A 25,001-nucleotide genomic window follows, 5' to 3' on the forward strand; every position below is an offset into this window, starting at 1 on the left:
AGGACGCCGATCATGCCGAAAAAGCCCCTTGATCAAATGCCATGTCCCATTGCACGCACCGTGGCCCGCGTTGCCGACAGCTGGAGCGTGCTGATCCTGCGCGAGGCCTTCTATGGCGTGACCCGCTTTGACGAGTTCCAGCAGAACCTGGCGATCGCTCCCAATATGCTCACGCGCCGGCTGAACTCGCTGGTCGAGGAAGGGATGCTGGAGCGTCGCCAGTACTGCGACCGGCCGCCGCGTTCCGAATACATCCTGACCGAGCGCGGGCGCGACTTCCGCCAGGTGCTGCTGGCCATGCTGGCGTGGGGTAACAAGCATCTCGCGCCCGAAGGCGAAAGCGTGCAGCTGGCGGACCGGCGCACCGGCGCTCGCGTGGAACCCCTGCTGGTCGACCCTGCCACCGGCAGCCCGGTCACCGGCGCCGACTACCACATTACGCCTGGCCCCGCCGCCAGCGAGCGCGTGCGTCAGCGGCTGAGCCGCTCGGCCGAAGCCTGATCCCGTTCCCCTTTCCAGTTTTCCGACCACCCGATTTCCCGACCCAGCCGCGCCACAGGCGGCGCAGACCCCCGACAGCAACGAGCAGAGAGCAGAAAGGAAGTGCCATGAGTAGCAATACGCTGACTGACCGGGCGGGTGCCGAACCCGTTCCCGAGCCGAAATCCAAAGCCAGTCCCAAGCGCCTGCTGGCGGCCGGCGCGCTGGTTGTCGCGGGTCTGGCGGCCATCGGCTATGGCCACCACTGGTGGACGTCGGGCCGTTACCTGCAGAGCACCGACGATGCCTACGTCGGCGGCGATGTCACGGTGATCGGTGCCAAGGTCGGGGGCTATATTGCCGAAGTCGCGGTGACCGACAACCAGTCGGTCCACGCCGGCGACGTGCTGGTGCGCATCGACGACCGCGACTATCGCGCGGCGCTGGCCAGGGCCGAAGGCGCCGTGGCAGCACAGAAGGCGCTGCTGGCCAACCTGGATGCCACCGCGCGGCTGCAGGAGGCGGTGATCGCGCAGGCCAGGGCGGGCATCACGGCGGCCAATGCCGACACGGTGCGGGCGCACGACGACCAGGTCCGCTACGCCAGCCTGGTGGCCAAGGCAGCCGTCTCGATCCAGAGCTCGCAGAAAGCCGACTCCGACTACAAGCAGGCGCAGGCCAATGGCGACAAGGCGCGCGCTGCGCTGCTGGCGGCCCAGCGCCAGCTTGAGGTCATCGGCACGCAGAAGCAGCAGGCCGAGGCCGCGCTGGCGCAGGCGAGCGCCGAGCGCGATATCGCCAGGCTCAATCTCAGCTATACGGAGCTGCGCGCCCCGGTGGACGGCACCGTCGGCAACCGCCGCGCACGTGTCGGTGCCTTTGCCGGTGCGGGCAGCCAGCTGCTTTCCATCGTTCCGGCCAACGGGCTGTGGGTGGACGCGAACTTCAAGGAAGGGCAGCTGGCCCATATGCGCCCTGGCATGCCGGTCGAAGTGGAGGCCGATATCCTGCCCGGACGCGTCTTCCATGGCCGGGTCGCGAGCCTGGCGCCCGCCACCGGAGCGCAGTTCAGCGTGCTGCCGGCGGAGAACGCTACGGGCAACTTCACCAAGATCGTCCAGCGCGTACCGGTGCGGATCCGCCTCGACGACCAGGACGCCCGGCTGGGGGTCTTGCGCCCGGGCCTGTCGGTCATCGCGCAGGTCGATACCAATCCCGCCAATCCCGCCACGCAGACCACCCCGCGGGTGCAGTGATGACGACGGCCAGCGTGACCACCCCTGCGGCCGCCGTGGCGACGACGCCGGACGCGATGTCCACCGGCGCCAAGGTCTTCGCCTTCGGCACCATGTGCGTGGGCATGTTTATCGCCTTGCTGGACATCCAGATCGTTTCCGCGTCGCTGCGCGATATCGGCGGCGCGTTGTCGGCCGGCGCCGATGAAACGGTATGGGTGCAGACCAGCTACCTGATCGCCGAGATCATCGTCATTCCGCTGTCCGGCTGGCTGTCGCGCGTGATGTCGACGCGCTGGCTGTTCGCCGCCTCGGCGGCCGGCTTCACCGTGACCAGCCTGCTGTGCGGGGTGGCGTGGGATATCCACAGCATGATCGTGTTCCGCGCGTTGCAGGGGTTCCTGGGCGGCTCGATGATCCCGATGGTGTTCACCACGGCTTTCGCGTTCTTCACCGGCCCGCAGCGCGTGATCGCCGCGGCCACCGTCGGCGGGCTGGCTTCGCTGGCGCCCACGCTCGGGCCCACGGTGGGCGGCTGGATCACCGATCATTTCTCGTGGCACTGGCTGTTCTTCATCAACCTGGTGCCGGGCATCTTCGTCACCATCGCGGTGCCGCTGCTGGTCAAGGTCGACCGGCCGAACTGGTCGCTGGTGCGCGGAGCCGATTACCTTGGCATCGTGATGATGGCGCTGTTCCTGGGCTGCCTGGAATACACGCTGGAGGAAGGCCCGCGCTGGGACTGGTTCGACGATGACGTGATCCTGACGACGGCGTGGATCGCCGGCGTGTCGGGCGTGGCCTTCATCTGGCGCACGCTGACCTACGCCAACCCGATCGTCGACCTGCGGGCGCTCAAGGATCGCAACTTCGCACTTGGCTGCTTCTTTTCCTTCGTTACCGGCATCGGCATCTTTGCCACCATCTACCTGACGCCGCTGTTCCTGGGGCGGGTGCGCGGCTTCAGCGCGCTGGACATCGGGCTGGCGGTGTTCTCCACCGGCGTGTTCCAGATGGCTTCGATCCCGTTCTATGCCTTCCTCGCCAACCGCGTCGACCTGCGCTGGCTGATGATGGCCGGGCTGGCGATGTTCGCGGTATCGATGTGGTTCTTTGCGCCCATCACCCACGACTGGGGCGCCGCGCAGCTACTGCTGCCGCAGGCGCTGCGCGGCATGGCACAGCAATTTGCCGTGGCGCCCACCGTGACCCTGACGCTGGGCAGCCTGCCGCCGGAGCGGCTCAAGCTGGCCTCCGGCCTGTTCAACCTGATGCGCAACCTGGGCGGCGCCATTGGCATCGCGGCGTGCGCAACCGTGCTCAACGACCGCGGCAACATGCATTTCCTGCGCGAGGCGGAGCACCTGAATATCCGCAATGAAGCCATGGGAAGCGTGCTGCAAGGGCTCACCGACCAGTTCGTGGCGGCCGGGCACGATGCCTTCGATGCGCATACCGCCGCGCTCAAGCAACTGTGGGGGCTGGCCTGGCGCGAGGCCCAGACGCAGACCTTCGGCGATGCGTTCCTGGTGATCCTGGTCTGCTTCGTCATCGCCACGGCGATGGTGCCGCTGATGCGCAAGGTCGGGGCGCCGAAGGGCCCGTCGGCGGATGCGCATTGATGGGGGCAGCGATGAAAGCCGTTCTGTTCAGACGAGTGCTGTGTGCCGCGCTGATCGCGGGCGGGGCGACGTTGGCCTACGCTGGCAATGAGCGCCCGCGTGACACCGGCGTGGCCTGTTCGCGGGCAGGCAATACGTATTGCAACCTTCAGGAGCCGGCCGCCGGGCGTTTGCCGCAGGGCGCCACGACTGAAGCGCGTGTGACCGATTGATCATTGGTTTTTTGGCAGGGAGAAAGCAATGCATGCAAGAGATGTCGTGCTGTGTCAGCCGGTGCGGACCGCCATTGGCGCCTACAACGGCTCATTGAAGTCCATTGCGGCAACCGAACTCGGCGCCGCGGCGATCCGGGCCAGCGTGGAACGCGCGGGTATCGATCCGGGCGAGGTCGGCAGCGTGGTGTTCGGCAATGTGATCCAGGCCGGCAACCGGATGAATCCGGCACGGCAGGCCGCCATCGGCGCGGGGCTGCCGGTGTCGGTTCCGGCGATGACCGTGAACCGCGTCTGCGGCTCGGGCGCGCAGGCGATCGCCACGGCCGCCGACGAGGTGCGCCTCGGCTATGTCGACATCGCCGTCGCCGGCGGCATGGAGAACATGGACCGCGCGCCTTACCTGATGACGTCCGGCCGCTGGGGCCAGCGCATGGGCGATGCCGTGCTGCGTGACAGCATGCTGTACGACGGACTGCACGACGCCTTCTCGGGCGAGCATTCCGGATGGCATACCGAGGACCTTGCCGCCCGCTATGAGCTCAGCCGCGAGGCGCAGGATCGCTGGGCCGAACGTTCGCAGCGCAATTTCGCGCGGGCACAGGCGAACGGCCGGTTCGCCGGCCAGATCGCCGGCGTGGCGGTCAAGGGCAAGGGCGGTACGACGTCTTTCGAGGTGGATGAAGCCAACCGGCCCGATACCACGCTGGAGGCGCTCGGCCGGCTCAAGCCGGCGTTCCGCCCCGACGGCACCATCACCGCCGGCAATGCTCCCGGGCTCAACAGCGGCGCCGCGGCCATGATCGTGGCGGAGCGTTCGCTGGCCGAAGCCCGCGGGCTGGAGCCGCTTGGCCGGCTGGCGGCCTACGGGGTCGGCGCCGTCGAGCCCGGCATGTTCGGCCTGGGTCCCGTCCCGGCGGTGCGGCAGGCGTTGCAGCGCGCCGGCTGGGCGCTGGGCGACATCGAGCGCATCGAGATCAACGAAGCCTTTGCCGCCGTGCCGCTGGCCGTGGCGGCGGAACTGGGCTTGCCCCACGACATTATCAATGTCGACGGCGGCGCGATCGCCCACGGCCACCCGATCGGCGCGACCGGCGCGGTGCTGACGACGCGCCTGCTGCATGCGATGCGCGCGGACGGCATCCGGCGCGGCATCGTCACGCTGTGCATCGGCGGAGGACAAGGAATCGCGCTGGCGCTCGAGGCCCTGGCCTGATCCGTCGGTTGCCGTCGCAATCAACACCTGGAGGAGCAAACCATGAACATCCAATTTATCGAGGATCTGGCGCCAGGCCAGAAATATGGTTCGGGGCGGCTGACCGTCGAGCCCGAGCGGATCAAGTCCTTCGCTGCCGAGTTCGACCCGCAGCCGTTCCACCTCGATGAAGCCGCTGCCCGCGACACGCTGTTCCGCGGCCTGGCCGCGAGCGGCTGGCACACGGCGGCGCTGACCATGCGCCTGCTGGTCGACGGCGAGCTCCGGCCCGCGGGCGGCATCATCGGCGCGGGCTTCGAGGAGCTGCGCTGGCCCAGGCCGGTGCGGCCCGGCGATGCACTGCGTGTCGAGAGCGAGATCCTGGAGGTGCGGACGTCCAAATCGCGTCCTGACCAGGGCATCGTCAAGGTGCGCATCACGACCTTCAACCAGCATGACGAAGCGGTGCAGGCCGGCGTCGTCAACCTGGTGGTGCAGTGCCGTCCCGGCGGCACGGCGTAGTCGGGAGGCACCATGAAGATACTGGTACTCGGCGCCGGCGCCATGGGCGGCTACTACGGCGCGCGGCTGATCGAGGCGGGCGCGGACGTCACCTTCCTGGTGCGGCCCGGCCGCGCACAGGCGCTGGAACGCCACGGCCTTGCCATACGCAGCGAACTCGGCGACTTCCATCGCCCGGTCAGGACCGCGCTGGCGGGCCAGGTAGACGCGCAGTACGACCTCATCCTGCTGGCATGCAAGACCTACGACCTGGCCGACGCGATCCGGGCGGTCAGTCCCGCCGTGGGCCGGGACACCGCGGTGCTGCCCTTGCTCAACGGGCTCGGCGCCTATGACTCGCTCGACCAGTGCTTTGGCAGGGAACGCGTGCTGGGTGGGGTCGCCTACATTGCGACCACGCTGGCGGCGGACGGAACCGTCATGCACGCCGGCCGCATGGACCGGCTCGTGATCGGGTCGCGTGCCGCGCAGGCGTCGGCAATTGCCGCGGAATTCCACGCGCTGCTGTCGCGAGCGGCGGGCACGCGTGAAATATCGGGCGCCATCGGGCAGGAACTCTGGAACAAATGGGCCATGATCGCCGCCGGGGCAGTGATGACATGCCTGATGCGCGGCTCGGTGGCGGACATCATGAAGACGCAGGATGGCCGCCGGCTGATGCTCGATGCAATGGCCGAATGCCGCACGGTGGCGCGACTGTGCGGCCATGCCATTCCCGAACCCGTTGCGGCCGCCATGCAGTCACGGCTGCTGGACGAAACCTCGACCTGGGCCGCGTCGATGATGCGGGACATTGCGCAGGGCGCGCCACGCATCGAAGCCGACGCCATCGTCGGCGACCTGATCCGGCGCGCCGCCGCCCACGGGAACGAGCTGCCGTTGAGCCGCACGGCCTATTGCCACCTGCAGGTCTACGAGCGCCAGCGCGCTGCCAGCCAGGCTACTGCCTGAACCGCGTCCGCCCACTCAAGCCATCAAGAATCACGACATGACGAATTTTTCCTCCCTGTTGCAACGCACCGAAGGCAGCGTGCGCGTGCTCACCATCAACAACCCGGGCAAGCGCAACGCCATCGCGGCGGATCTTTATGACAACATCCGCGCCGCTCTGGCCGCCGCCGCGGACGATCCGGCGATCGGCGCTATCGTGCTGACCGGCGCCGGCGACTACTTCTGTGCGGGCGGCGACCTGACATTGATCAGCAAGCGGCGCGAACTGACTTACGGCGAGCGCATCGAGAAGCTGGGGCACCTGCACGACGTCGTATGCAAGCTGCGCGACTTTCCCAAGCCGATCGTCGCAGCGGTGGAGGGCGGCGCGGCGGGCGCGGGCTTCTCGCTGGCACTGGCCTGCGACCTGCTGGTGGCATCCGCCGGCGCGGCCTTCTCGATTGCCTATGTAAAAGTGGGGCTGACACCCGATGGCGGCATCACGGGCCTGCTGGCGCAGAGCCTGTCGCGGCAGGTGCTGACGCAGCTCGCGTTGAGCGGCGACCGGATCACGGCCGAGCAGTTGCAGCAGTTCGGCGTGGTCAACCAGCTGGTGGAGGCGGGGCAGGCCGGCGCGGCGGCGATCGCGCTGGCGGCGCGGCTTGCCCAGGGCCCGCAGCAGGCGCTGGCTTCGATCAAGGCGCTGTGCCGGCATGCGCACGAACGCACGCTCGATGACCAGCTCGAAGCGGAACGGGTATCGATGGCCGTGGCCCAGGGCGGCGCAGAAGCCGCGGAGGGCATCGCCGCCTTCCTGGAGAAGCGTCCCGTGGACTTTGCCCGCTTGCGCCGCGGCGATCCGGCATAGCCGCGGCGCACGGCTGCCCGGCATTGCCGCCGGGCATTACTGTCCGACCTACTGGCCGGCGAGCTTCAGGCTCCTGGCGATACGGGTCAGCTTGGCGTGTTCGGTGCTCAGGAAGGCTTGTGCCTGCGCCATCGTCATCGGCTCGATCGCGCGCTGCAGGTTGACGGAGCGCCGGGTGCGGTTTTCCGGGCTGCCCACCCAGGCATTCATGGCTTCCACCAGCCGTGCCGCCACGGGGTCCGGGGTGTCCGGCGGCGCCAGCACCCCTGCCCACTGGCTGTACTCGAAGTCGGCAAGTCCGCTGGTTTCGGCCAGCGCCGGCACATCGGGCAGCGACGGATGCCGTGCCTTGCTGGCGACGCCGATCGGCCGGAAGCGGCCGGACTTGATCATGCCGTAGGTCGGGCCGCCCATCGGAATGAAGGTCAGGTCTACCTGCGCACCCGCGATATCGCTGGTGACCGGTGCCGCGCCCTTGTACGGGACTTCCAGGAAGCGCACGCCGGTACGGGCCTGGAAGTCGGCGCCGACCAGGTGGGGTGCCGAGCCTGGGCCCCAGTGCGCCAGCGACAACGGGCGGTTCTTCGGGTTCTTCGCGTAGGCGATGACCTCGTCGACGTTTCTGAACGACAACGTGGGATTCGACACCAGGATGAAATCGGAAATCCCGCTGAAGCCCGCCAGCTTGAACTTCTCCGGCGCATACCTGGCCGAGGCGATGGTCAGCGGCGCGACCAGGAAGTCGATGCCGGTCGTTCCCAGCAGGGTGTAGCCGTCGTTGGCGGCGCGCAGTACGTTCATGGCACAGATCGAGCCGCTCGCCCCCGGCAGGTTGTCGGCAATGACGTTCTGTCCAAGGCTTCGCTTCATCACGACGGCTGCCGCGCGGATCGACTCATCGGCCGGACCGCCGGCGGGAAATGCTACCTTGATCACAACGGGCTTGCCCGGATAGGTTCCTTCGGCGCGCAGCCAGGATGGCGCGAGCATGGCCGGCACGGCGCCGCAGGCCGTTTGCAGCAGGCGCCGGCGCGATAGCTGGATAGTCATGGTTGTCTCCTCTATGGATTGTGCTGGCCGGCAGCGCATCCCGCGATGGGGCGGCTGCCGGCAGGCACTGCTTCTGGTGAGAGCTGCCGGGCGGACTGCGGACTATTCGTAGACCACCGCGTACTTGATCGTCAGCGTCGTGAAGGCCTTGTCGATGCTCGCGACCGCGGCCTCCCGCTCTTCGGCGCTCAGCGCGGACGGCAGCACCAGCGTGGACAGCAGCCCCTGATCGCCCCGGTCGTCGATGCGGATATCGACAAGCGGCACGGGCGACTGCGCATTGACCTCGGCAAGCATCTGCCGTTGCGCCCGCAGCACGGCGTCGCTGCGCAGCGCATTCTTCTGGATCTTGCCGACCGCGGTCTTGGGAATGGCATCGACCAGGTAGAACTGCTTGGGCACGGCGGCGCGTTCCGGGATCACCTCATAGGCGTAGTGCTTGATCCGGCCGAGCGGGTAGGTGCTGCCCGGCTTGAGCGCGACATACGCCACCGGCAGCTCCCCGGCGTGTGCGTCAGGCAGGCCGACCGCGGCGGCATCGAAGACCTCGGGATGGCGATACAGCGCCTCTTCGATCATGCGCGGGTCGATATTGTTGCCCCCGCGGATAATCAGGTCCTTGGCCCGCCCCGTCAGCCAGAAGTAGCCGTCCTCATCCGCATAACCCAGGTCGCCGGTATTGAACCAGCCGCCGTCGAACCAGATGCCCTTGTTCTGCTCGGGATTCAGGTAGCCCGCGAAGATGTTGGGACCGCGCACCACCACGATGCCGGGTTCCCCCGGCGCGCAGTCGCGCTGGATGCGCCCGTCCGCCACCTTGACGACCTTCATCTCCTGGTAGGCCATCGGCAGGCCGATGGAGCCGATGCGGCGCTGGCCATAGCGCGGGTTGGTGGCGCTGAGCGCGGTCCCTTCGGTCAGGCCGTAGCCCTCGAAGATCAGCGCGCCGGTCAGTCGTTCGAAGGCTTCGGCAACGGCCACCGACAACGGCGCGGTGCCGCAGCTGGCCGCCTTGAGCGAGCTGATGTCGGCGTCGCCGACCGGGATATTCAGCGCCATGTTGACCACGCTCGGCACCATGCCGAGCGCGGTGACGCCGAAGTGTTCGACGATCTGCCAGAGGTTGCGGATGACAGAGGGATCGCGCCAGCCGCTGGACGTCAGCATCACCACCGAGGCGCCGCGGGCCAGCGGCATCAGGCAATTGGTCAGCACGCCGGTGACGTGGAACATCGGCACGCCGCAGACGCGGACATCCTCGGGCTGCACGTCGATCTGCATCGCGCTGATCCACGCCATCGCCACTTCATTGCCATGCGTGTGCAGCGCCAGCTTGGGCGTGCCGGTGGTGCCGCCGGTATGGAACATCGAAGCGGTGTCCGCCGGGGAGAACACGCGCTGGCTGTCGAGCGAGTCGCCGTCGAAGCGCTCGAGCGCGGCGTCCAGGTCGACGATGCCCGGCTCGCTCGCCTTGCCGCCGCCCGCCTTGATCCAGTGCTGCACGCCGGGCAATTCGCGGCGCACCAGCATGGCCTTGTTCCAGGCTTCGATATCCGGGTCGGGACCGTAGGCGATCACCGCCTTGGCGCCGGCGTTGCGCAGCAGCGCCGCGATGATCTCGGGCTCGAGCATCCAGTTGACCGGGCAGGCGATGCCGGTGGCCTCGCTGCCCCAGATCGCGTACTGCGATTCCGGCGTTACCGGCATCAGCACCCCGATCACGTCACTGGCGCCGAGGCCGAGCGAGTGCAGCAGGTTGGCGGTCTGCGTGATGCGCCCGAACATCTGCGCATGGGTGATGGTGACCGACTTCGCCAGTTCGTCGCCGGAGGTGAAGTAGTGCAGGGCGGGCGCCTCCGGCGCGCGGTCGCGCGCCAGCCGCAGCAACTCATAGGTGCTGTCGGGCAGGCGGCGCTCGGCCAGCGGTGTCTGCTCGAAGCGGCGGATATCGGCAAGCGCCGTCACCGTCAGCCTCGGCCGGTAGGGGTCTGGCTGCACCAGGTTGGCGGCTGCCTGCACGCGTGTAGTGAGCTGCGTCATGATCAGACTCCGCGATAGACCGGACGGCGCTTGTTGAGGAATGCTTCGCCGCCTTCATGCATGTCTTCGGTGCTGAACAGCGTGGCAAAGGCCAGCTGTTCCAGCATCAGCGCGGTATCCAGCGTGGCGTCCTGGCCGTTGTTGATCATCAGCTTGGCCATCGCGATCGAGTGCGGCGACTTCTCGGCAATGCGGTGCACGTAGGCTTTGGCTTCCGCCAGCAGTTCGTCCGCGGGCACCACCTTGTTGACCAGGCCGATGCGGTAGGCCTCGTCGGGCTTGATGATTTCGCCGGTAAAGATCATTTCCTTGGCGCGTGTCGCGCCGACCAGCCGGGTCAGCCGCTGCGTGCCCCCGCGTCCCGGGATCAGGCCGACGTTGGTCTCGGTCTGGCCCATCAGGGCATTGTCTGCGGCGACGCGCAGGTCGCACGCCATCGCGAGCTCCAGGCCGCCGCCAAAGCACGGTCCGGCGATGGCCGCGATCACGGGGATGGTGCTGTGATGGATCAGCGCCCACAGGTCGGGCGCGCCGCTGGTCGGCACGAAGGCTTCGATCGGGCGGCGCGCGAGCATTTCGGGAATGTCGCCGCCCGCCACGAAGGCCTTGGTGCCGCCCCAGAGGACGATGCCGCGGACCGTCCGGTCCGCCATCAGCGACGACAGCGCCGCGTAAAGGTCGCTGCGCAGTCCCGTGTTCAGCGCGTTGTACTTCTCCAGCCGGTTCATGGTGACGACGGCGCAGGGGCCGTCGCGGTCGATGAAGACGGTGTCGTACTCGGTGATATCGGTCATCGGTGTCTCCGTTATCGCTATGGGGTGCTTAGTGGATGAACTCGAACAGGCCGGCTGCGCCCATGCCGCCGGCGGCGCACATGGTCACCACGCCATATTTGGCCTTGCGGCGGCGGCCTTCGAGCAGGATGTGGCCGGTCTGGCGCGCGCCGGTCATGCCATAGGGGTGGCCGATGGCGATGGCGCCGCCATTGACGTTGACGCGCTCCAGCGGCAGGCCGAGCTTGTCGATGCAGTACAGCGCCTGGCAGGCAAAGGCTTCGTTGAGCTCCCACAGGTCGATGTCGTCGATGGAAAGCTCGTTGCGCTCCAGCAGGCGCGGCACCGCGCGCACCGGGCCGACGCCCATTTCGTCCGGTTCCACGCCGGCGGTGGCCAGGCTGACAAAGTAGCCGAGCGGTTCCAGGCCGCGGCGTTCGGCCTCACGCTCGGACATCACCACCAGCGCCGCGGCGCCGTCGGACAGCTGGCTGGAGTTGCCGGCCGTCACCTGGTAGCCCTCGCCCTTCACGGCGGGCAGCGCACCCAGGCCCGCCACCGTGGTGTCGGGACGGACCCCTTCGTCGGCCTCGAGCAGGCATTCCACCGTCGACGTCTCGCCGGTCACCTTGTCCTTCACCGCCTTCACCGTTGCCAGCGGGACGATTTCGTCGGCGTAGCGGCCTGCCTTTTGTGCTTCGACGGTGAGCCGCTGGCTGCGCAGGGCGAACTCGTCGGAGCGCTCGCGCGACATGCCATAGCGCTCGGCCAGGATTTCGGCCGTATCGATCATATGCAGGTAGACGTCGGGGCGATGCTTCGCCAGCCACGCCTCCTGCTGGGCGACCTTCAGCGTGACCGGCTGCGACAGGCTGATGGATTCGACGCCGCCCGCCACCATCACCGGCACCTTGTCGATCAGCACGCGCTGCGCGGCAAACGCGACCGCCTGCAGGCCGGAGGCGCAGAAGCGGGTCAGGGTGGTGCCGCTGACGGAGACCGGCAGGCCGGCGCGGATGCCGCCTTGCCGGGCAACGTTGCCGCCGGTTGCGGCGATGGGCTGGCCGCAGCCGAAGATGATGTCCTCGACTTCAGCGCCGTCGATTCCCGCGCGCTGGACGGCATGCTGGATGGCATGGCCCGCCATGGTTGCGCCATGGGTCATGTTGAATGCGCCCCGGGTGGCTTTGCCGATCGGGGTGCGGGCAAACGAAACGATCACTGCACGCGACATGGATTCTCCTTTGGAGTGGATGGAAGGGGGCGTTGACGGCCCGCCGGATCGAATATAGACAGTGGATAGATTTAGGCGCCTGTGGTTGCGTCGGACCGCAATCGGAAGCGTGAGAGGCCGGATGCTTCGCTTGCCTGGTTGCGCCAGTGCGGTCAGGCGCGGGCACCCAGTGTATCCACTGTCTACATCCTAGGATTGCCGTTGCAACGGCGTCAAGGAGTCGTTGGGCAAGGTCGGGTTTACCACCCCGTCAAAGCGTTGGCATCGCGGCGCCAGCCGATTGGGAGCGCTAGGGGTTAGCACTAGGGGCAAATGGCGTCCCGTTCCTTGACGCTGGCCGATGCGCTCCCTACGATATAGACGCTGGATACATTGAGCGTCCGGCCATGCGGTGACGACATCGCAGCAGCCGAAAGGAGCAGATATTGGAATTCACTGGCACACAGGTAATCAATGCTTCCAGGGCAGAGGTCTGGAAGCGGTTGAATGATCCCGCGACCTTGCAGCAGTGCCTGCCGGGATGCGAGCAGTACGGGCAAGCGGAGGATGGCAGCTATGACGCGGTCATCGTCGCGGCAGTCGGGCCGATCAAGGCCCGCTTCAAGGGAAACGTCCGCTTTTCCGGCCACGAAGAAGGCATCGGCTATCACATCGAAGGCAACGGCAGCGGTGGCGTCGCGGGATACGGCAAGCTGGGCGCCGATGTCCGGCTGGAAGACGCCGATGGCGGGACCTCGCTGCACTACGTGGCCGTGGCCCAGATCGGCGGAAAGCTCGCACAGATCGGATCCCGCCTGGTGGGTTCCGTGGCGAACAAGTTCCTCGCGGAGTTCTTTTCCCGCTTTGAGCGGCTGGTCACGCAGGAGATGGAGCGAAGTGCCTCCTCCCTTGAAGCGTCTTCCTAAGCAAGCTTCCGGATGGAGCGTAGTGCACCAAAAATTTTTTGACCTTTAGTATGATGATCGTAATACTATACGCATCGCGTCGACTGATGCTGAAGGTGATAACGGAGACACAGAGGCGACCGTGAAAATTGAAAACACCATCAATGGCGTGACCGGTGCGACCGAGGTCGAGCCAAGGCGGCTGCTGGTGCATATGCTGCGGGACCAGAAGCACCTGACCGGCGTCCATATCGGTTGCGATACGTCCCAATGCGGCGCCTGCACGGTCCTGCTGGACGGCTCGACCGTGAAGTCATGCACGGTGCTTGCCGCGCAAACCGACGGCTGCGAACTGCGCACGATCGAGGGAATGGAGCATGACCGCACGACCGACGCCCTCAAGCAGGCCTTCAACGAACTGCATGGCTTGCAGTGCGGTTTCTGCACGCCGGGAATGCTGCTGGCGGCGCGCGCGCTGCTCGGGCACCAGCCGGAGCCGGCCGAGGCCGATGTCAGGGAGGCGCTGCATGGCAACCTGTGCCGCTGCACCGGGTACCAGAACATCGTCGATGCGGTGCTGCTCGCCGCGACCAGGCTGCGGGAAGCGCAGGCCGTGATGCAAGCGGAGGCCTCCAGATGAGCGAAGCACTGAACGGCAGCACGACCCGGTATATCGGCAAGTCGGTCACGCGACGGGAAGACAAGCGGCTGATGAGTGGCCAGGGCAGGTTTACCGACGACCACCGGTTCCCTGGCATGGTCTACGCCGCCTTTGTCAGGTCGCCATATGCCCACGCCAGCGTCACCGGCATCGACACCTCGGCCGCGCGCGCGCTTCCCGGCGTGGTTGGCGTGCTGACCTACGCGGATATCGAGGGCAAGGTCGGCGACATCCGGCCGAACTGGGTGGTGGGCAATTCCAGGGTGCCGCCTCATCCGGCCCTCGCGGCGGAGCGCGTACGGTACGTCGGCGAAGCCGTGGCGATGGTGGTTGCCGGGAGCCGGGAAATCGCGGCGGATGCGGCCGAACTCGTCTCGGTGAGCTACGAGGAATTGCCGCCGGTCGTCGATGCGGAAGCCGCGCTGGCGGACTCCGCGCCCCAGCTCCACGATAACGTGCCGGGCAATCACATCGGCACTTTCCGGCTCAAGGGCGGCAGCTACGAGGACGCATTGAAACGGGCCGACCGCGTCGTATCGATCCGGCTGGTCAACCAGCGGCTGATACCCAGCCCGCTCGAACCCCGCGCCCTGTGCGCAAACTTCGACCCGGCCGACGAGCGCCTCACGTTTATCGTCCCGACCCAGGTCCCGCACATGTCGCGACGCTGGCTGGCGGAAACCCTGCGCTGGCCCGAGCACCGGGTCCGGATCGTGGCACCCGATATCGGCGGCGGATTCGGCGCGAAGATGCACTTCTATGCGGAAGAGGTGCTGGTGGCGTTCGCTTCCAGGCATTTCGGGCTCCCGGTGAGCTGGACCGAGACGCGCAGCGAGAACTTCGTCGCGACCACCCATGGCCGTGCGCATACCGAGTATGTGGAAGCCCCCGTCACCAGCGACGGCAAGGTGCTGGGGATCCGCTTGCGCTCGTACGCCAACCTCGGCGCCTACCTGTCGAACATGGCGACGGGCATCCCTACCGTCAACACGGCCAACTACATCACGGGAAACTACCGGATTACCTCGGTCGACGTGGAAGTGAACCTGGTGACGACCAATACCACGCCGGTCGACGCCTACCGCGGCGCCGGCCGGCCGGAAGCCGCATACATCATCGAGCGGCTGATGGACGCCGTGGCGGGCGAACTGGACCTGGACCCGGTCGAACTGCGGCGCCGCAACCTGGTGCAACCCGACCAGTTCCCATATCTGCCGCACGACGGCGCGCGCGGCAAATGGGACTCCGGCGATTACGAAGCCTGCCTGAACCAGGCAACCGAGCTGATCGGCTACCGGCGCTGGCGCGAGCAGCAGGCGGCGCTGCGCGAGCAGGGCAGATATATCGGCATTGGCGTGATCTGCTATCTGGAGCTGGTCGGCATGGGCATTTCGCCGATGCTGGAAAAGGTCGGGTTCAACCGCGGCGGCTGGGAAAGCGCGCATATCCGCGTGCACTCCGATGGCAAGGTCACGCTGTTCAGCGGCTCGATGCCGCAGGGCCACGGCCATGCCACCAGTTTCGCGCAGATCGTCGCGGATGCCTTGCAGTTGCCGATGGCAGATATCGACGTCGTGCAGGGCGACACCGACCGCGTGCTGGCTGGCCACGGGACGTTCAACTCACGCTCGATGCCCGTGGGCGGCAGTGCCGCCTACATGGCAGCGGGCAAGATCCTGGCCAGGGCCAGGCGCATCGCCGCCTTCATGCTGGAAGTCCCGGAAGAGGAAGTGAACTATGCAGATGGCCGTTTCTCGAGCGCAGCCAATCCCACCGTTATCCCGTTCTCGCAGGTTGCAAGAATGGCATACCTTGCGCACAAGCTGCCCCGCGATTTTGAAGCAGGGCTGGATGAACGCGTCTTCTATGAGCCGGTCGCCCTGGGAGCGCCGAATGGCTGCCATGCCGTGGTTGTGGAAGTCGATGCCGAGACGGGCGTCGTGACGATCCTCGACTATGTGGCGGTCGACGACGTCGGGGTCCTGATCAATCCGATGCTTTGCCACGGCCAGATGCACGGCGGCATCGCACAGGGTATCGGCCAGGCGCTGTATGAGGAAGCCAGCTACGACGATGCCGGGCAGTTGCTGTCCGGTTCGCTGCTCGACTACGGCTTTCCGCGCATCGAGCAGATCCCCCGCATGCGCACCGGCTTCCATGTCTCGCCGGCGCCGTCGAATCCGATCGGCGTCAAGGGCATCGGCGAGGCGGGCTGCGTCGGTGCGCCGCCCGCGGTGGTGGCGGCGGTTTGCGATGCACTGAAGCCATTCGGCATATCCCATCTCGATATGCCGCTGACGCCGCCGAAGGTCTGGCGTGCCATCCAACAAAGCCGGAGCGCGACATGATTCCCTACGAAGTCGAATACCTCAGGGCCGGCAGCGTGCAGCAGGCACTCTCCCTGCTGGTCCAGAATCCCGAGGCGAAGATCCTGGCCGGAGGCCACACGCTGCTGCCGATGATGAAGCTCAGGCTGGCGCGGCCCGCACTGCTGGTGGACATCGGCCGACTGCCCGAGCTGCGTGGGATCGCGGTCCATGAGGAAACCATTTCCATCGGCAGCGCCACGACGCACGCCGAACTCGAGGCGAGCGCGGAACTGAAGCAGCTGGCGCCGTTGTTCCCGCTGGCCGCCGCGGTGATAGCCGATCCGACCGTCAGGAACCGCGGCACCATCGGCGGCGCGCTGGTGCACGCGGATCCGTCGGCGGACTGGCCGGCTGTCGTGCTTGCCATGGACGCCGAGATGGAAGTCGTCGGCGCACACGGGAGCCGGCGCATTCCGGCGCCGGAGTTCTTTGCCGGCTTCATGGCGACTGCGGTCGCGCCGGACGAAATCCTGACGCGCATCCATGTGCCATTGCCGGCGCCGGCACGGGTTGGCTACCGCAAATTCCGCCATCCGTCGTCGGGCTATGCGGTGGCCGCGGCGGCCGTTGCGATCAACATCGGCAAGGACGGCTATACCTGGGGGAGGATTGCCATCACCGGCGTTGCCGATACCGCATTCCGCGCCTGGGAGGCCGGGGCGTTGCTGGAAGGCAGCTTCGCGGACCTGCCGGACAAGGTCGACGACATCGTCGAAGCCGCGTTCGCCAACGTGCCCCCGCTGGAGGACAACTTTGCCGATGGGGCATACCGGCTGCAACTGGGCCGGGTGATGCTGAAGCGCGCGCTTGCCGATGCGCTGAAGGCGCCGGGCACAACCTGAGTCTCCCGAGGGAGAGGTCACGTCTGCGCGGCGCTGCGTGACCTCGCCTTCGGTTTGCTTGCGGCGGCCTCGTCGGCCGCCGCGGCTTTTTTCTTATGGCCCGCTGCCAGCAGGCCGGTCAGCACGAACTGCTGCACGCTCTGCCGCCATTGGGCCAGCGCCACGCGCGGGCGCGGGCTGGGCCCCGTTGGCCTGGCACTGAAGAACATGCTGACGCCATGCATGGCCGACCAGGCGCAGCGCACCATCATGTCGTCGAACTGCTCGGCAAGACCGTTCTCGCGGAAGTAGTCCTGGACGGCTCCCGACAACAACTGGTAAGAAGCGCTGCCTGCTTCCAGCAGTTCCGGATACCGCTCCTTATCCTCGATCTGCGGCCCGAACATCAGGTAGAACAGCGCGGGATGCTTGACGGCGAACTCGATGTAGCCATCCATGATCGTCAGCAGCCGGGCCTCGGCGCCCATCTCGGGCGACAGGCGGGCGCGCCGCACCGCGACCAGCTCCCGGAACCCTTCTGTAGCGATCGCGGCCAGCAGGCCCTCCTTGTCGGAAAACTGGTTGCGCGGCGCGCCGTGCGAGACCCCGGCGAGCTTGGCCGCGGAGCGAAGCGTCAATCCATGGACGCCCTGGCTGGCGAGGATCTCGCGGCCGCAACGGATCATTTCTTCCCGCAGGTTGCCATGGTGATAGCTCTGGCGGGCCGGGCGCTTGGTGGTGGTGGTCATGAAAATGCGGGTCGCGGTTTCGTCAGGCCTCAATATTAGCGCCAACCCGTCGCGTGTTCGCTTGTTGCGGCGCGCAGGCGTGCCAGCTACCGGGCGGGCTGCAAAAGGACCGCAGAGGGGCCGCTAACGTACCTGGGCGTCGATGACCTGGATGTCATCGAAGACGATCGGCGAGCCATCGGCGCGCGACAACGGCGGCGCCACGATCTCGCTGCCGGTCTGCTTGTCGACGAAGCGCTTGGCGCGCCGCTTGGGTTCCGCGACCCATCGCTCCGCCCACGCCTTGAGGCTCAGGTACGTCGGCAGGAAATCGCGCGCGCTGTCGGTCAGGAAATAGGCGCAACGCGTGCTGCCCTCGAGCCTCCTGCGCTCCAGCAGGCCATGATCGGTCATCGCCTGCAGCCTGGCGCTCAGGATGTTGGAAGCGATGCCGAGCCGGCGCTGGAACTCCTCGAACCGTGTCGACCCGTAATACGCTTCGCGCAGGATCAGGATGACCCAGCGCTCGCCCAATACTGCCGATGCATGTGCCACGGGACAGGGCATCGCGAGGAAGCGGGCTTGGCTCATGTCGGCTCGGGTGCTGTAGGCGCTCGCCTACAGGCCGGCGTGGAGCCCGGCCTGGACTGCATCCAGGATTTCGCCGGACAGCGCTTCCGACCTGACCGAACGCGCCAGCACCATCCCGCCGACCATGGCCGCCAGCGTAACGATGGCGTCCTTGCGCGCAGCTTCGTCATCGCTCCCGGCGATGGCATCGACCAGCGCTGTCACGCGCGCCTCGAAGCGCTTGCGCGTCTTCGCGTCAAGCCGCGACACATCGGCACCGAGCGCCGCGATGGCGCAGCCCGCTCCGGGGTTGTCGCGGTGCTTCCTGTTCACATACGCCTGGACGACGGCTTGCCTGCGCTGCCGGGAAGAGGCCACCGAGGTCGCATCCTTCAGGAAATCCATGGTCTGGTCGAAGGCCGCGTCGATGGCCTCGGCCACCAGCGCGTCCTTGGATTCGAAGTGCGCGTAGAAGCCGCCATGCGTGAGGCCGGCGCTTTTCATCAGCTGCGCAACGCCGATGCCGTTGACGCCATGCTTGCGGAATTGCGTCGAGGCGGCCTTCACGATGTGCTTGTGGGTTTCAGCTTTCTGGTCGAGCGAGTAGCGCATGATCGGGAGACGGCAACGGCAGGTGAGTCTCTGCAATATATAGCATTACGATCGTCATTGCATCGGGCGCTTCCCGAAGTCTGCCCGCCGCGCCGGGAAATGTGGCTGCCGAGGGACTCACGCCACCTCCTTCACTAGGGATAGCACCAACGCCGTGGCGGGGTGATCGTCCTTGACCCTGCCGCATCGCCTGACTAGCATGTAGACGCTGGATACATCAGCGGGGGCATTGCAGGAATCGCGCGGCGAGCGGCGTGGGGAACGTCATGGCCGCTGCGATCGTTCGCCCTTTGATATGACGATCATCATTGCATGACAGACAATGGAGACAACGCGCATGAAACCACAGCAATCCAGCTCGCCGGGGACGGTTGACGTCCAGGCGTTCATCGACAGCCAGAGATTCTCTCCCTACCAATGGATGATTCTTATCGTCTGCTTCCTGGTGGTGGTGGCGGATGGCTTCGACACCGCCGCGATCGGCTATGTGGCGCCGTCGCTGACCAGGGAGTGGGGCGTTTCAAAGCTGGCGATGGGCAATGTGCTGAGCGCTTCGCTGGTTGGGCTTGCGCTTGGCGCGCTGATCGCCGGGCCCTTTGCCGACCGGTTCGGGCGCAAGCCCGTGCTGGGCGTATCGGTGGCGGTCTTCGGCCTGTTCAGCCTGGCCACCGCGACGGCGGCTTCCGCGGTCGAGCTGTCCGGCTGGCGCTTCCTGACGGGCATGGGGCTGGGCGCAGCCATTCCCAACGCGACGACACTGCTGGCCGAATATGCGCCCGCCAGGCGCCGCGCATTCCTGGTGAACAGCATGTTTTGCGGGTTCACGCTGGGTGCTGCGGGCGGCGGCTTCCTTGCCGCGGTGATGATTCCGGAATTCGGCTGGCGCAGCGTCTTTGTCGTTGGCGGCGTGGTGCCGCTGGTCCTTGCCGTCATGGTGCTGGCGTTGCCGGAATCGATCCGGTTCATGGTGCTGCGCGACTGGCCGGCGCAGCGCATCGGTTCGGTGTTGCGGCGCATCGCAGGTTCCGCGCAATTCCAGGCATCGCGCTTCACCTTGCCGGATGACCACGCCGACAAGCTGCGCTCGCCGCTCGGGCTGATCCTGTCGCAGAAATACCGGATGGGCACCTTCATGCTCTGGACGACCTATTTCATGGGCGTGCTGGTCTTCTACCTGGTGACGAGCTGGATGCCGACGCTGGTCAACGAAACCGGCGCGACCCCGGCCGAGGCGGCGCTGATCGCGGCACTGTTTCCGCTGGGTGGCACGCTGGGCGCCATGGCATGTGGCTGGCTGATGGACCGCATCGATCCGCACCGCGTGATCGGTGTGGCCTATTTTTTTGCCGGCGTGTTTACGCTGGCAATGGGCCACGCCAGCAGTGGCTCATACCTGACGATGCTGACGCCGGTCGCCGGGCTGTTCATGGGGGCGGGCCTGGTTTCGATGCCGGCGCTGGCCGCCTCGTTCTATCCAACGCAGGGCCGCGCCTGCGGCGTCGGCTGGATGCTCGGCATCGGGCGCTTTGGCGGCATCCTCGGCGCCGTTGCCGGCGGCACGCTGTTGCAGCTGGGCCTGGGCATGAGCGCGATCCTGAGCATCCTGGCCGTGCCATCCGTGCTCGCGGCCATCGCCGTCGCGGCCAAGGGCATGGCGGCGGACGCGAAGCCATCGCAGCAGGCGGCTGTTGCCAACGAGGCATGACCCATCTGTTGGCCCCCGGGTATTGATCCAGGCATGACAGACATGGGCCTGCCCCGCTTGCCCGGGGGCGGCGGGCGCGGGCTCCCGGCCCTGCGGCCGCGCCATGACGGTCGCGGCCGCCCGGGTCATGCGGTGCTCGCGGGAGTGCCCGCGCCACCGTCGTCAGTATCCGCGCGATGCAGCGCGATCGCAGGCTTGCCGGGATCCCTCTCGCTGGCATCGGCAGGCACCCTGATCCGGTACCAGATGGCATACATCGCCGGCAGGAACACCAGCGTCAGCGCCGTGCCGGCAAAGGTGCCGCCGATCAGCGTGTAGGCCAGCGTTCCCCAGAACACCGACTGGGTCAGCGGAATGAAGGCCAGGATTGCGGCCAGCGCGGTCAAAAGCACCGGACGGGTACGCTGCACCGTCGCTTCGACGACCGCGTCGAACGGCGCCATGCCCGCCTGCTTGTTCTGGTGGATCTGTCCGATCAGGATCAGCGTGTTGCGCATCAGGATGCCGGACAGCGCGATCAGCCCCACCAGGGCGTTGATCCCGAACGGCTGCCGGAACAGCAGCAAGGTCGGCACGACGCCGATCAGTCCGAGCGGGCTGGTGGCAAGCACCATGACCATGGCGGAGATCGAACGCACCTGCAGGATGATGATCAGCAAGGTCAGGGCCAGCATGATGGGGAACAGCGGCAGCAACGCCTTGGTGGCCTTGTCGGATTCCTCGATGGCGCCTGCCTGCTCGATCCGGTAGCCTGCCGGCAGCTTTGCGAGGATCGGCTCCAGTTGCTGCCGGATCGACGCGGACACATCGGGCGGCTGCAATCCCTCGGCGATATCGCCGCGTACCGTGATCGTCGGCGTACGGTCGCGGCGGCGCAGGATCGGATCTTCCATGCGCACGTCGACGGTGCCAACCTGGGACAGCGGAATGCGCTGTCCTGCCGCGCCGGTCAGCGTGAAGCCGGAGATCTTCGCCGGATCCAGGCGTATGTCTCCCGCGGCGCGCGCCAGCACCTGCACCGAGCGGATGTCCTCGCGCACTTCAGTGACCGGCAAGCCGTTGAGGAGAAGCTGCAATTGCTGCGCGACGCCGCTGGAAGTCAGGCCTACGGCCTGCAAGCGATCCTGCTGCAGCGTGAAGTGCAAGGCCGGCGCACGCGATCCCCAGTCGGTATTGACGGTTCTCATCTGCGGACTGTTCTCCATCACGCGGCGCACGTCCGCCGCAATCGCACGCAGCTTGTCCGGATCCGGCCCTGCGACGCGGAATGCCACCGGGAAGGGCGAGTAAGGGCCGAATACCAACTGGCTGACGCGCACGCGCGCCTCGGGGGCCAGCCCGTCGGCAATGGCCTGGCGCAGGCGGGCCTTCAGCGCTTCGCGTTCGGCCTGGCTGTCGGTCCGCACCACGAGCTTTGCAAAGGAGGGATCCGGCAGTTCCGGCGACATGGCGAGATAGAAGCGGGGCGCGCCCTGGCCCACGTAGGCCGTCACGATCTTCGCCTCCGGCTGGCGGGCGAGCCAGGCTTCCACCTTGGCCGTGGCCGCGCTGGTCCGGGCAATCGCGCTGCCATAGGGCATCTGTACTTCGACCAGCACCTCGGGGCGGTCGGAGGTCGGGAAGAACTGTTTCTTCACGATGTCCATGCCCAGCACCGACACTACGAAGCCGCCCACCACCACCGCGGCCACGATCCACTTGCGCCGGATGACGCGCCCCAGCAGGCGCCGGAAACGGTTGTAGTTCGGCGTGCCATAGATGGCATCGTGGCCGCCTTCGGCCTTGCCGATCTCGGGCAGCAGCTTGACGCCCAGGTAGGGCGTAAAGGCGACGGCGACGATCCAGGACACGACCAGGGCAATGCCCACGATCCAGAACATGTTGCTGGTGTATTCGCCGGCCGTGGAGCGCGCAAAGCCGTTGGGCATGAAGCCCACCGCCGTGACCAGCGTGCCGGACAGCATCGGCGCGGCGGTGTGGCTCCAGGCATAGGCGGAGGCGGCAATGCGGCTGTAGCCTTCCTCCATCTTGACCACCATCATCTCGATCGCGATGATGGCGTCGTCCACCAGCAGGCCCAGCGCCAGGATCAGCGCGCCCAGGGTAATGCGGTCGAAGTTCTTGCCCGTGGCCGCCATGACGACGAACACCGCGGCCAGCGTCAGCGGCACGGCGGCCGCCACGACGATGCCGACGCGCCAGCCCATGCTCGCGAAGCACACTACCAGCACCACCAGCAGCGCGACGAAGAACTTGACCATGAACTCGTCGACCGATGCGCTGATGTTGACGGACTGGTCGGTCACCTTGGCCAGGCTCATGCCCAGCGGCAAGGCTTCATTGATCGCCGACACTTCCGCATCCAGCGCCTTGCCGAGGTCCAGGCCGTTCCAGCCGTCGCGCATCACGACGCCCAGCAGCAGCGCGGGTTCGCCGTTGTTGCGGACGAGGAAGGTCGCCGGGTCCTCATAGCCGCGTTCCACCGTGGCGACATCCGAAAGCTTGAGGGTGCGGCCCTGCGCCACCACCGGCGTGTCGCGGATCTTCTGCAGCTTGTCGAAGGCGCCGTCGAGGCGGATGAAGACCTGCGGACCCGCGGTGTCGATCGACCCGGCGGGGGTAAGCGCGTTCTGGCTGTTCAGCGCCGCGAAGATGTCCTGCGGCGAGATGCCCAGCGTGGCCAGGCGGTCATGGGAAAAGCTGACGAAGATGCGCTCGGACTGTTCGCCGATGATGTTCACCTTCTTCACGCCCGCGACGTGCAGCAGGCGCTGGCGCAAGGCTTCGGCGTCGCGCACCAGGGCCCGCTGCGGTTCGCCCTTTGCCTTCAATGCGAACAGCGCGAAGGTCACGTCCGAATATTCGTCGTTGACGAGCGGGCCGATCACGCCGGCAGGCAGCGCGGCGGACTCATCCCGGATTTTCTTGCGCGCCTGGTAAAACTCTTCCTGGACCTCCGCTGGCGGGGTGCTGTCGAGCAGCGTTACGGTGGTGAACGCCAGGCCGGGCCGCGTGTAGGTCTCCGTGCGGTCGTACCAGCGCAATTCCTGCATGCGCTTTTCCAGCCGTTCGGCCACCTGGTCCTGCATCTCCTGCGCCGTCGCTCCCGGCCACGCCGTGATGACGGTCATGGTCTTCACCGTGAAGGCGGGATCTTCCGCGCGGCCGAGCTGGAAAAAGGCGATGACGCCTGCCACGGACACCAGGATGATCAGGAACAGCGTGACCGATCGCTCGCGCACCGCGAGCGCAGAAAGGTTGAAACCACTCATTGCTGCGCTCCCTCGCCCGAAGCCTGCGTGGCGCGGGGCCCGATTGCCGCGATCCGTACCTGCTCGCCCTCGCGCAGCAGGTGGGCACCCAGCGCAATGATCCGGTCGCCGGCCCGGAGGTCGCCCGCCACGCGCGCGGCATCGTCGTCCAGGCTGCGTACCTTGACCGGGCGCCAGCTGACGCGATTGGACTTTCCGTTCAGCACCCACACGCCCGGGCCCTTGCCCGGATCGAAGATCGCGCCGATCGGTACCTGCAGGTCGGCCTGCGTCGCAGCGCGGCGGACTTCCGGGATCCGGAGGATCACGGTCGCTCCGAGCGGGGCTTCGGCCAGCGCGCCTTCGAGCACGTACCTCGCTTCGTAGGTGCGGGTTTGCCGGTCCGCCGCGCTGGAAAGCTGCCGCAGCCTTGCCGGCACCGTCAGCGTGTCATTGCCGTAGAGGGTCGCCTCGCCGACCGAGCCCACCGGCGGCAGCAGGGTTTCCGGGAGGTGGACGACGGCCTCGCGCCGCCCCGCATGCGCCACGCGCACCACCACCTGGCCGGCATTGACGACCTGCCCGGCATCGGCCAGCGTTTCCACGACAACGCCGTCGGCGTCAGCGGCCAGGACCGCGTAGCCGGTGGCATTCCTTGCCACGTCGGCCTGGGCTTCCGCTGCCTTGAGCTGGGCCCTGGCCGATTCCGCCGCGGCCCTGATCTGGTCGTAGGCCGAGGCCGATACCGCGCCGGTCCCGACCAGGTCGCGATAGCGGGCTTCGTCCTCCGCCGTTTGCCTGGCCCGTGCGCGCGCGGCAACTACCGTCTCCTGCTGCGCGTGCGCTGCCAGCTTCAGGTCGTTCGGGTCGATGCGCATCAGCGGCTGGCCGCGCTTGACGGCCTGACCCGTATCGACAAGCCGCTCCAGGACTTTGCCGGAGACTCGAAAGCCCAGGTCGCCCTGGACCCGCGCGGCAACGGTCCCGGTGAAAGAACGCGTCGCGGCGGCCGGGTCCTGGACGACTCCGACCCGGACCAGCGGGGGCTGGACGCGGGGATCGGGCGCCGGCGGCCCGCCGCAAGCAGCTAGAACAAGTGGCAACACGCACGCGGCGGCGGATGAAGCGATTCGGCGCTGAAGCATAAGGTCCTCTCTACGCGAGACTGGACCTGAATTATTGTCCGTGTGACCATTTTAGTCAATGGTCACAAAGCGGTCGCAATGAGGGAGCGGCGAC

The 25,001-nt window shown here is 67.0% G+C and carries 21 protein-coding genes; 12 read left to right on the forward strand and 9 right to left on the reverse strand.

What is annotated here, in order from left to right; genetic code table 11:
* Positions 1-12 precede the first annotated feature (12 nt).
* From ACAD63_RS11370 to ACAD63_RS11400, 7 genes are all read left to right on the forward strand, one after another.
* On the forward strand, positions 13-501 hold the full coding sequence (locus ACAD63_RS11370) for a winged helix-turn-helix transcriptional regulator (RefSeq protein ID WP_133096236.1): 489 nt from the start codon (positions 13-15) through the stop codon (positions 499-501).
* A gap of 107 nt (positions 502-608) precedes the next feature.
* Positions 609-1,736, forward strand: coding sequence for an HlyD family secretion protein (locus tag ACAD63_RS11375; protein ID WP_195427653.1), 1,128 nt, complete (start codon positions 609-611; stop codon positions 1,734-1,736).
* Positions 1,736-3,337 carry a DHA2 family efflux MFS transporter permease subunit gene (locus tag ACAD63_RS11380; protein ID WP_434032652.1) on the forward strand — a complete coding sequence of 534 codons (1,602 nt, stop codon included), beginning with the start codon at positions 1,736-1,738 and terminating at the stop codon, positions 3,335-3,337. Before ACAD63_RS11375 ends, ACAD63_RS11380 begins: the two co-directional genes overlap by 1 nt.
* A 240-nt stretch (positions 3,338-3,577) precedes the next feature.
* Positions 3,578-4,765 carry a thiolase family protein gene (locus ACAD63_RS11385; protein WP_195427655.1) on the forward strand — a complete coding sequence of 396 codons (1,188 nt, stop codon included), beginning with the start codon at positions 3,578-3,580 and terminating at the stop codon, positions 4,763-4,765.
* A gap of 42 nt (positions 4,766-4,807) precedes the next feature.
* Complete coding sequence (locus tag ACAD63_RS11390) at positions 4,808-5,266, forward strand: MaoC family dehydratase (RefSeq protein ID WP_133096231.1); 459 nt, start codon at positions 4,808-4,810, stop codon at positions 5,264-5,266.
* Positions 5,267-5,278: 12 nt separating this feature from the next.
* Positions 5,279-6,217, forward strand: coding sequence for a 2-dehydropantoate 2-reductase (locus ACAD63_RS11395; protein ID WP_135705316.1), 939 nt, complete (start codon positions 5,279-5,281; stop codon positions 6,215-6,217).
* 37 nt (positions 6,218-6,254) lie between these two features.
* Positions 6,255-7,064 (forward strand): oxepin-CoA hydrolase, alternative type, encoded by an 810-nt coding sequence (locus tag ACAD63_RS11400; protein ID WP_195427656.1) that lies wholly within the window; start codon positions 6,255-6,257, stop codon positions 7,062-7,064.
* 48 nt (positions 7,065-7,112) lie between these two features.
* On the opposite strand, the gene ACAD63_RS11405 is transcribed toward ACAD63_RS11400, so the two are convergent.
* The 4 genes from ACAD63_RS11405 to ACAD63_RS11420 form a co-directional block, all read right to left on the reverse strand.
* On the reverse strand, positions 7,113-8,114 hold the full coding sequence (locus ACAD63_RS11405) for a tripartite tricarboxylate transporter substrate binding protein (RefSeq protein WP_434032653.1): 1,002 nt from the start codon (positions 8,112-8,114) through the stop codon (positions 7,113-7,115).
* A 102-nt stretch (positions 8,115-8,216) separates the two neighbouring features.
* A complete protein-coding gene (locus tag ACAD63_RS11410; protein ID WP_434032654.1) occupies positions 8,217-10,154 on the reverse strand; it encodes an acyl-CoA synthetase in 1,938 nt (645 codons plus the stop codon).
* Positions 10,155-10,156: 2 nt separating this feature from the next.
* On the reverse strand, positions 10,157-10,948 hold the full coding sequence (locus ACAD63_RS11415; RefSeq protein WP_135705312.1) for an enoyl-CoA hydratase/isomerase family protein: 792 nt from the start codon (positions 10,946-10,948) through the stop codon (positions 10,157-10,159).
* A 28-nt stretch (positions 10,949-10,976) separates the two neighbouring features.
* A complete protein-coding gene (locus tag ACAD63_RS11420) occupies positions 10,977-12,161 on the reverse strand; it encodes an acetyl-CoA C-acyltransferase (protein ID WP_434032655.1) in 1,185 nt (394 codons plus the stop codon).
* A gap of 425 nt (positions 12,162-12,586) precedes the next feature.
* Between ACAD63_RS11420 and ACAD63_RS11425 the strand changes: the two genes are divergently transcribed.
* From ACAD63_RS11425 to ACAD63_RS11440, 4 genes are all read left to right on the forward strand, one after another.
* A complete protein-coding gene (locus ACAD63_RS11425) occupies positions 12,587-13,066 on the forward strand; it encodes an SRPBCC family protein (RefSeq protein WP_434032656.1) in 480 nt (159 codons plus the stop codon).
* A 121-nt stretch (positions 13,067-13,187) separates the two neighbouring features.
* Positions 13,188-13,685 carry a (2Fe-2S)-binding protein gene (locus ACAD63_RS11430; protein WP_434032657.1) on the forward strand — a complete coding sequence of 166 codons (498 nt, stop codon included), beginning with the start codon at positions 13,188-13,190 and terminating at the stop codon, positions 13,683-13,685.
* A complete protein-coding gene (locus ACAD63_RS11435) occupies positions 13,682-16,054 on the forward strand; it encodes a xanthine dehydrogenase family protein molybdopterin-binding subunit (RefSeq protein WP_135705309.1) in 2,373 nt (790 codons plus the stop codon). The genes ACAD63_RS11430 and ACAD63_RS11435 overlap by 4 nt, the downstream gene beginning before the upstream one ends.
* Positions 16,051-16,917 carry an FAD binding domain-containing protein gene (locus ACAD63_RS11440; protein ID WP_133096221.1) on the forward strand — a complete coding sequence of 289 codons (867 nt, stop codon included), beginning with the start codon at positions 16,051-16,053 and terminating at the stop codon, positions 16,915-16,917. Before ACAD63_RS11435 ends, ACAD63_RS11440 begins: the two co-directional genes overlap by 4 nt.
* Before the next feature lie 17 nt (positions 16,918-16,934).
* On the opposite strand, the gene ACAD63_RS11445 is transcribed toward ACAD63_RS11440, so the two are convergent.
* The 3 genes from ACAD63_RS11445 to ACAD63_RS11455 all read right to left on the reverse strand — a co-directional run bounded on the left by ACAD63_RS11445 (position 16,935) and on the right by ACAD63_RS11455 (position 18,806).
* The gene (locus ACAD63_RS11445) at positions 16,935-17,645 is read right to left on the reverse strand and encodes a TetR/AcrR family transcriptional regulator (RefSeq protein WP_133096220.1); all 711 of its coding nucleotides are present in this window, start codon (positions 17,643-17,645) and stop codon (positions 16,935-16,937) included.
* Between the two features lie 123 nt (positions 17,646-17,768).
* The gene (locus ACAD63_RS11450; protein ID WP_133096219.1) at positions 17,769-18,215 is read right to left on the reverse strand and encodes a winged helix-turn-helix transcriptional regulator; all 447 of its coding nucleotides are present in this window, start codon (positions 18,213-18,215) and stop codon (positions 17,769-17,771) included.
* Between the two features lie 27 nt (positions 18,216-18,242).
* Positions 18,243-18,806 (reverse strand): TetR/AcrR family transcriptional regulator, encoded by a 564-nt coding sequence (locus tag ACAD63_RS11455; RefSeq protein WP_133096218.1) that lies wholly within the window; start codon positions 18,804-18,806, stop codon positions 18,243-18,245.
* Between the two features lie 337 nt (positions 18,807-19,143).
* Here ACAD63_RS11455 and ACAD63_RS11460 point away from each other — a divergent pair, with 337 nt between their 5' ends.
* Positions 19,144-20,511: an MFS transporter gene (locus tag ACAD63_RS11460; protein WP_135705307.1), complete on the forward strand. Its 1,368-nt coding sequence runs from the start codon at positions 19,144-19,146 to the stop codon at positions 20,509-20,511.
* Positions 20,512-20,636: 125 nt separating this feature from the next.
* Here the strand turns inward: ACAD63_RS11460 and ACAD63_RS11465 are convergent, their stop codons facing one another.
* Both ACAD63_RS11465 and ACAD63_RS11470 read right to left on the reverse strand, forming a co-directional pair.
* Entirely contained in the window at positions 20,637-23,783 is a 3,147-nt protein-coding gene (locus ACAD63_RS11465; RefSeq protein WP_240745868.1) for an efflux RND transporter permease subunit, read from the reverse strand.
* A complete protein-coding gene (locus ACAD63_RS11470; RefSeq protein ID WP_195427661.1) occupies positions 23,780-24,907 on the reverse strand; it encodes an efflux RND transporter periplasmic adaptor subunit in 1,128 nt (375 codons plus the stop codon). The genes ACAD63_RS11465 and ACAD63_RS11470 overlap by 4 nt, the downstream gene beginning before the upstream one ends.
* Positions 24,908-25,001 lie beyond the last annotated feature (94 nt).

Origin of the sequence: Cupriavidus sp. a3, from assembly GCF_051015765.1 — a bacterium.
GTDB lineage: Bacteria > Pseudomonadota > Gammaproteobacteria > Burkholderiales > Burkholderiaceae > Cupriavidus > Cupriavidus oxalaticus_A.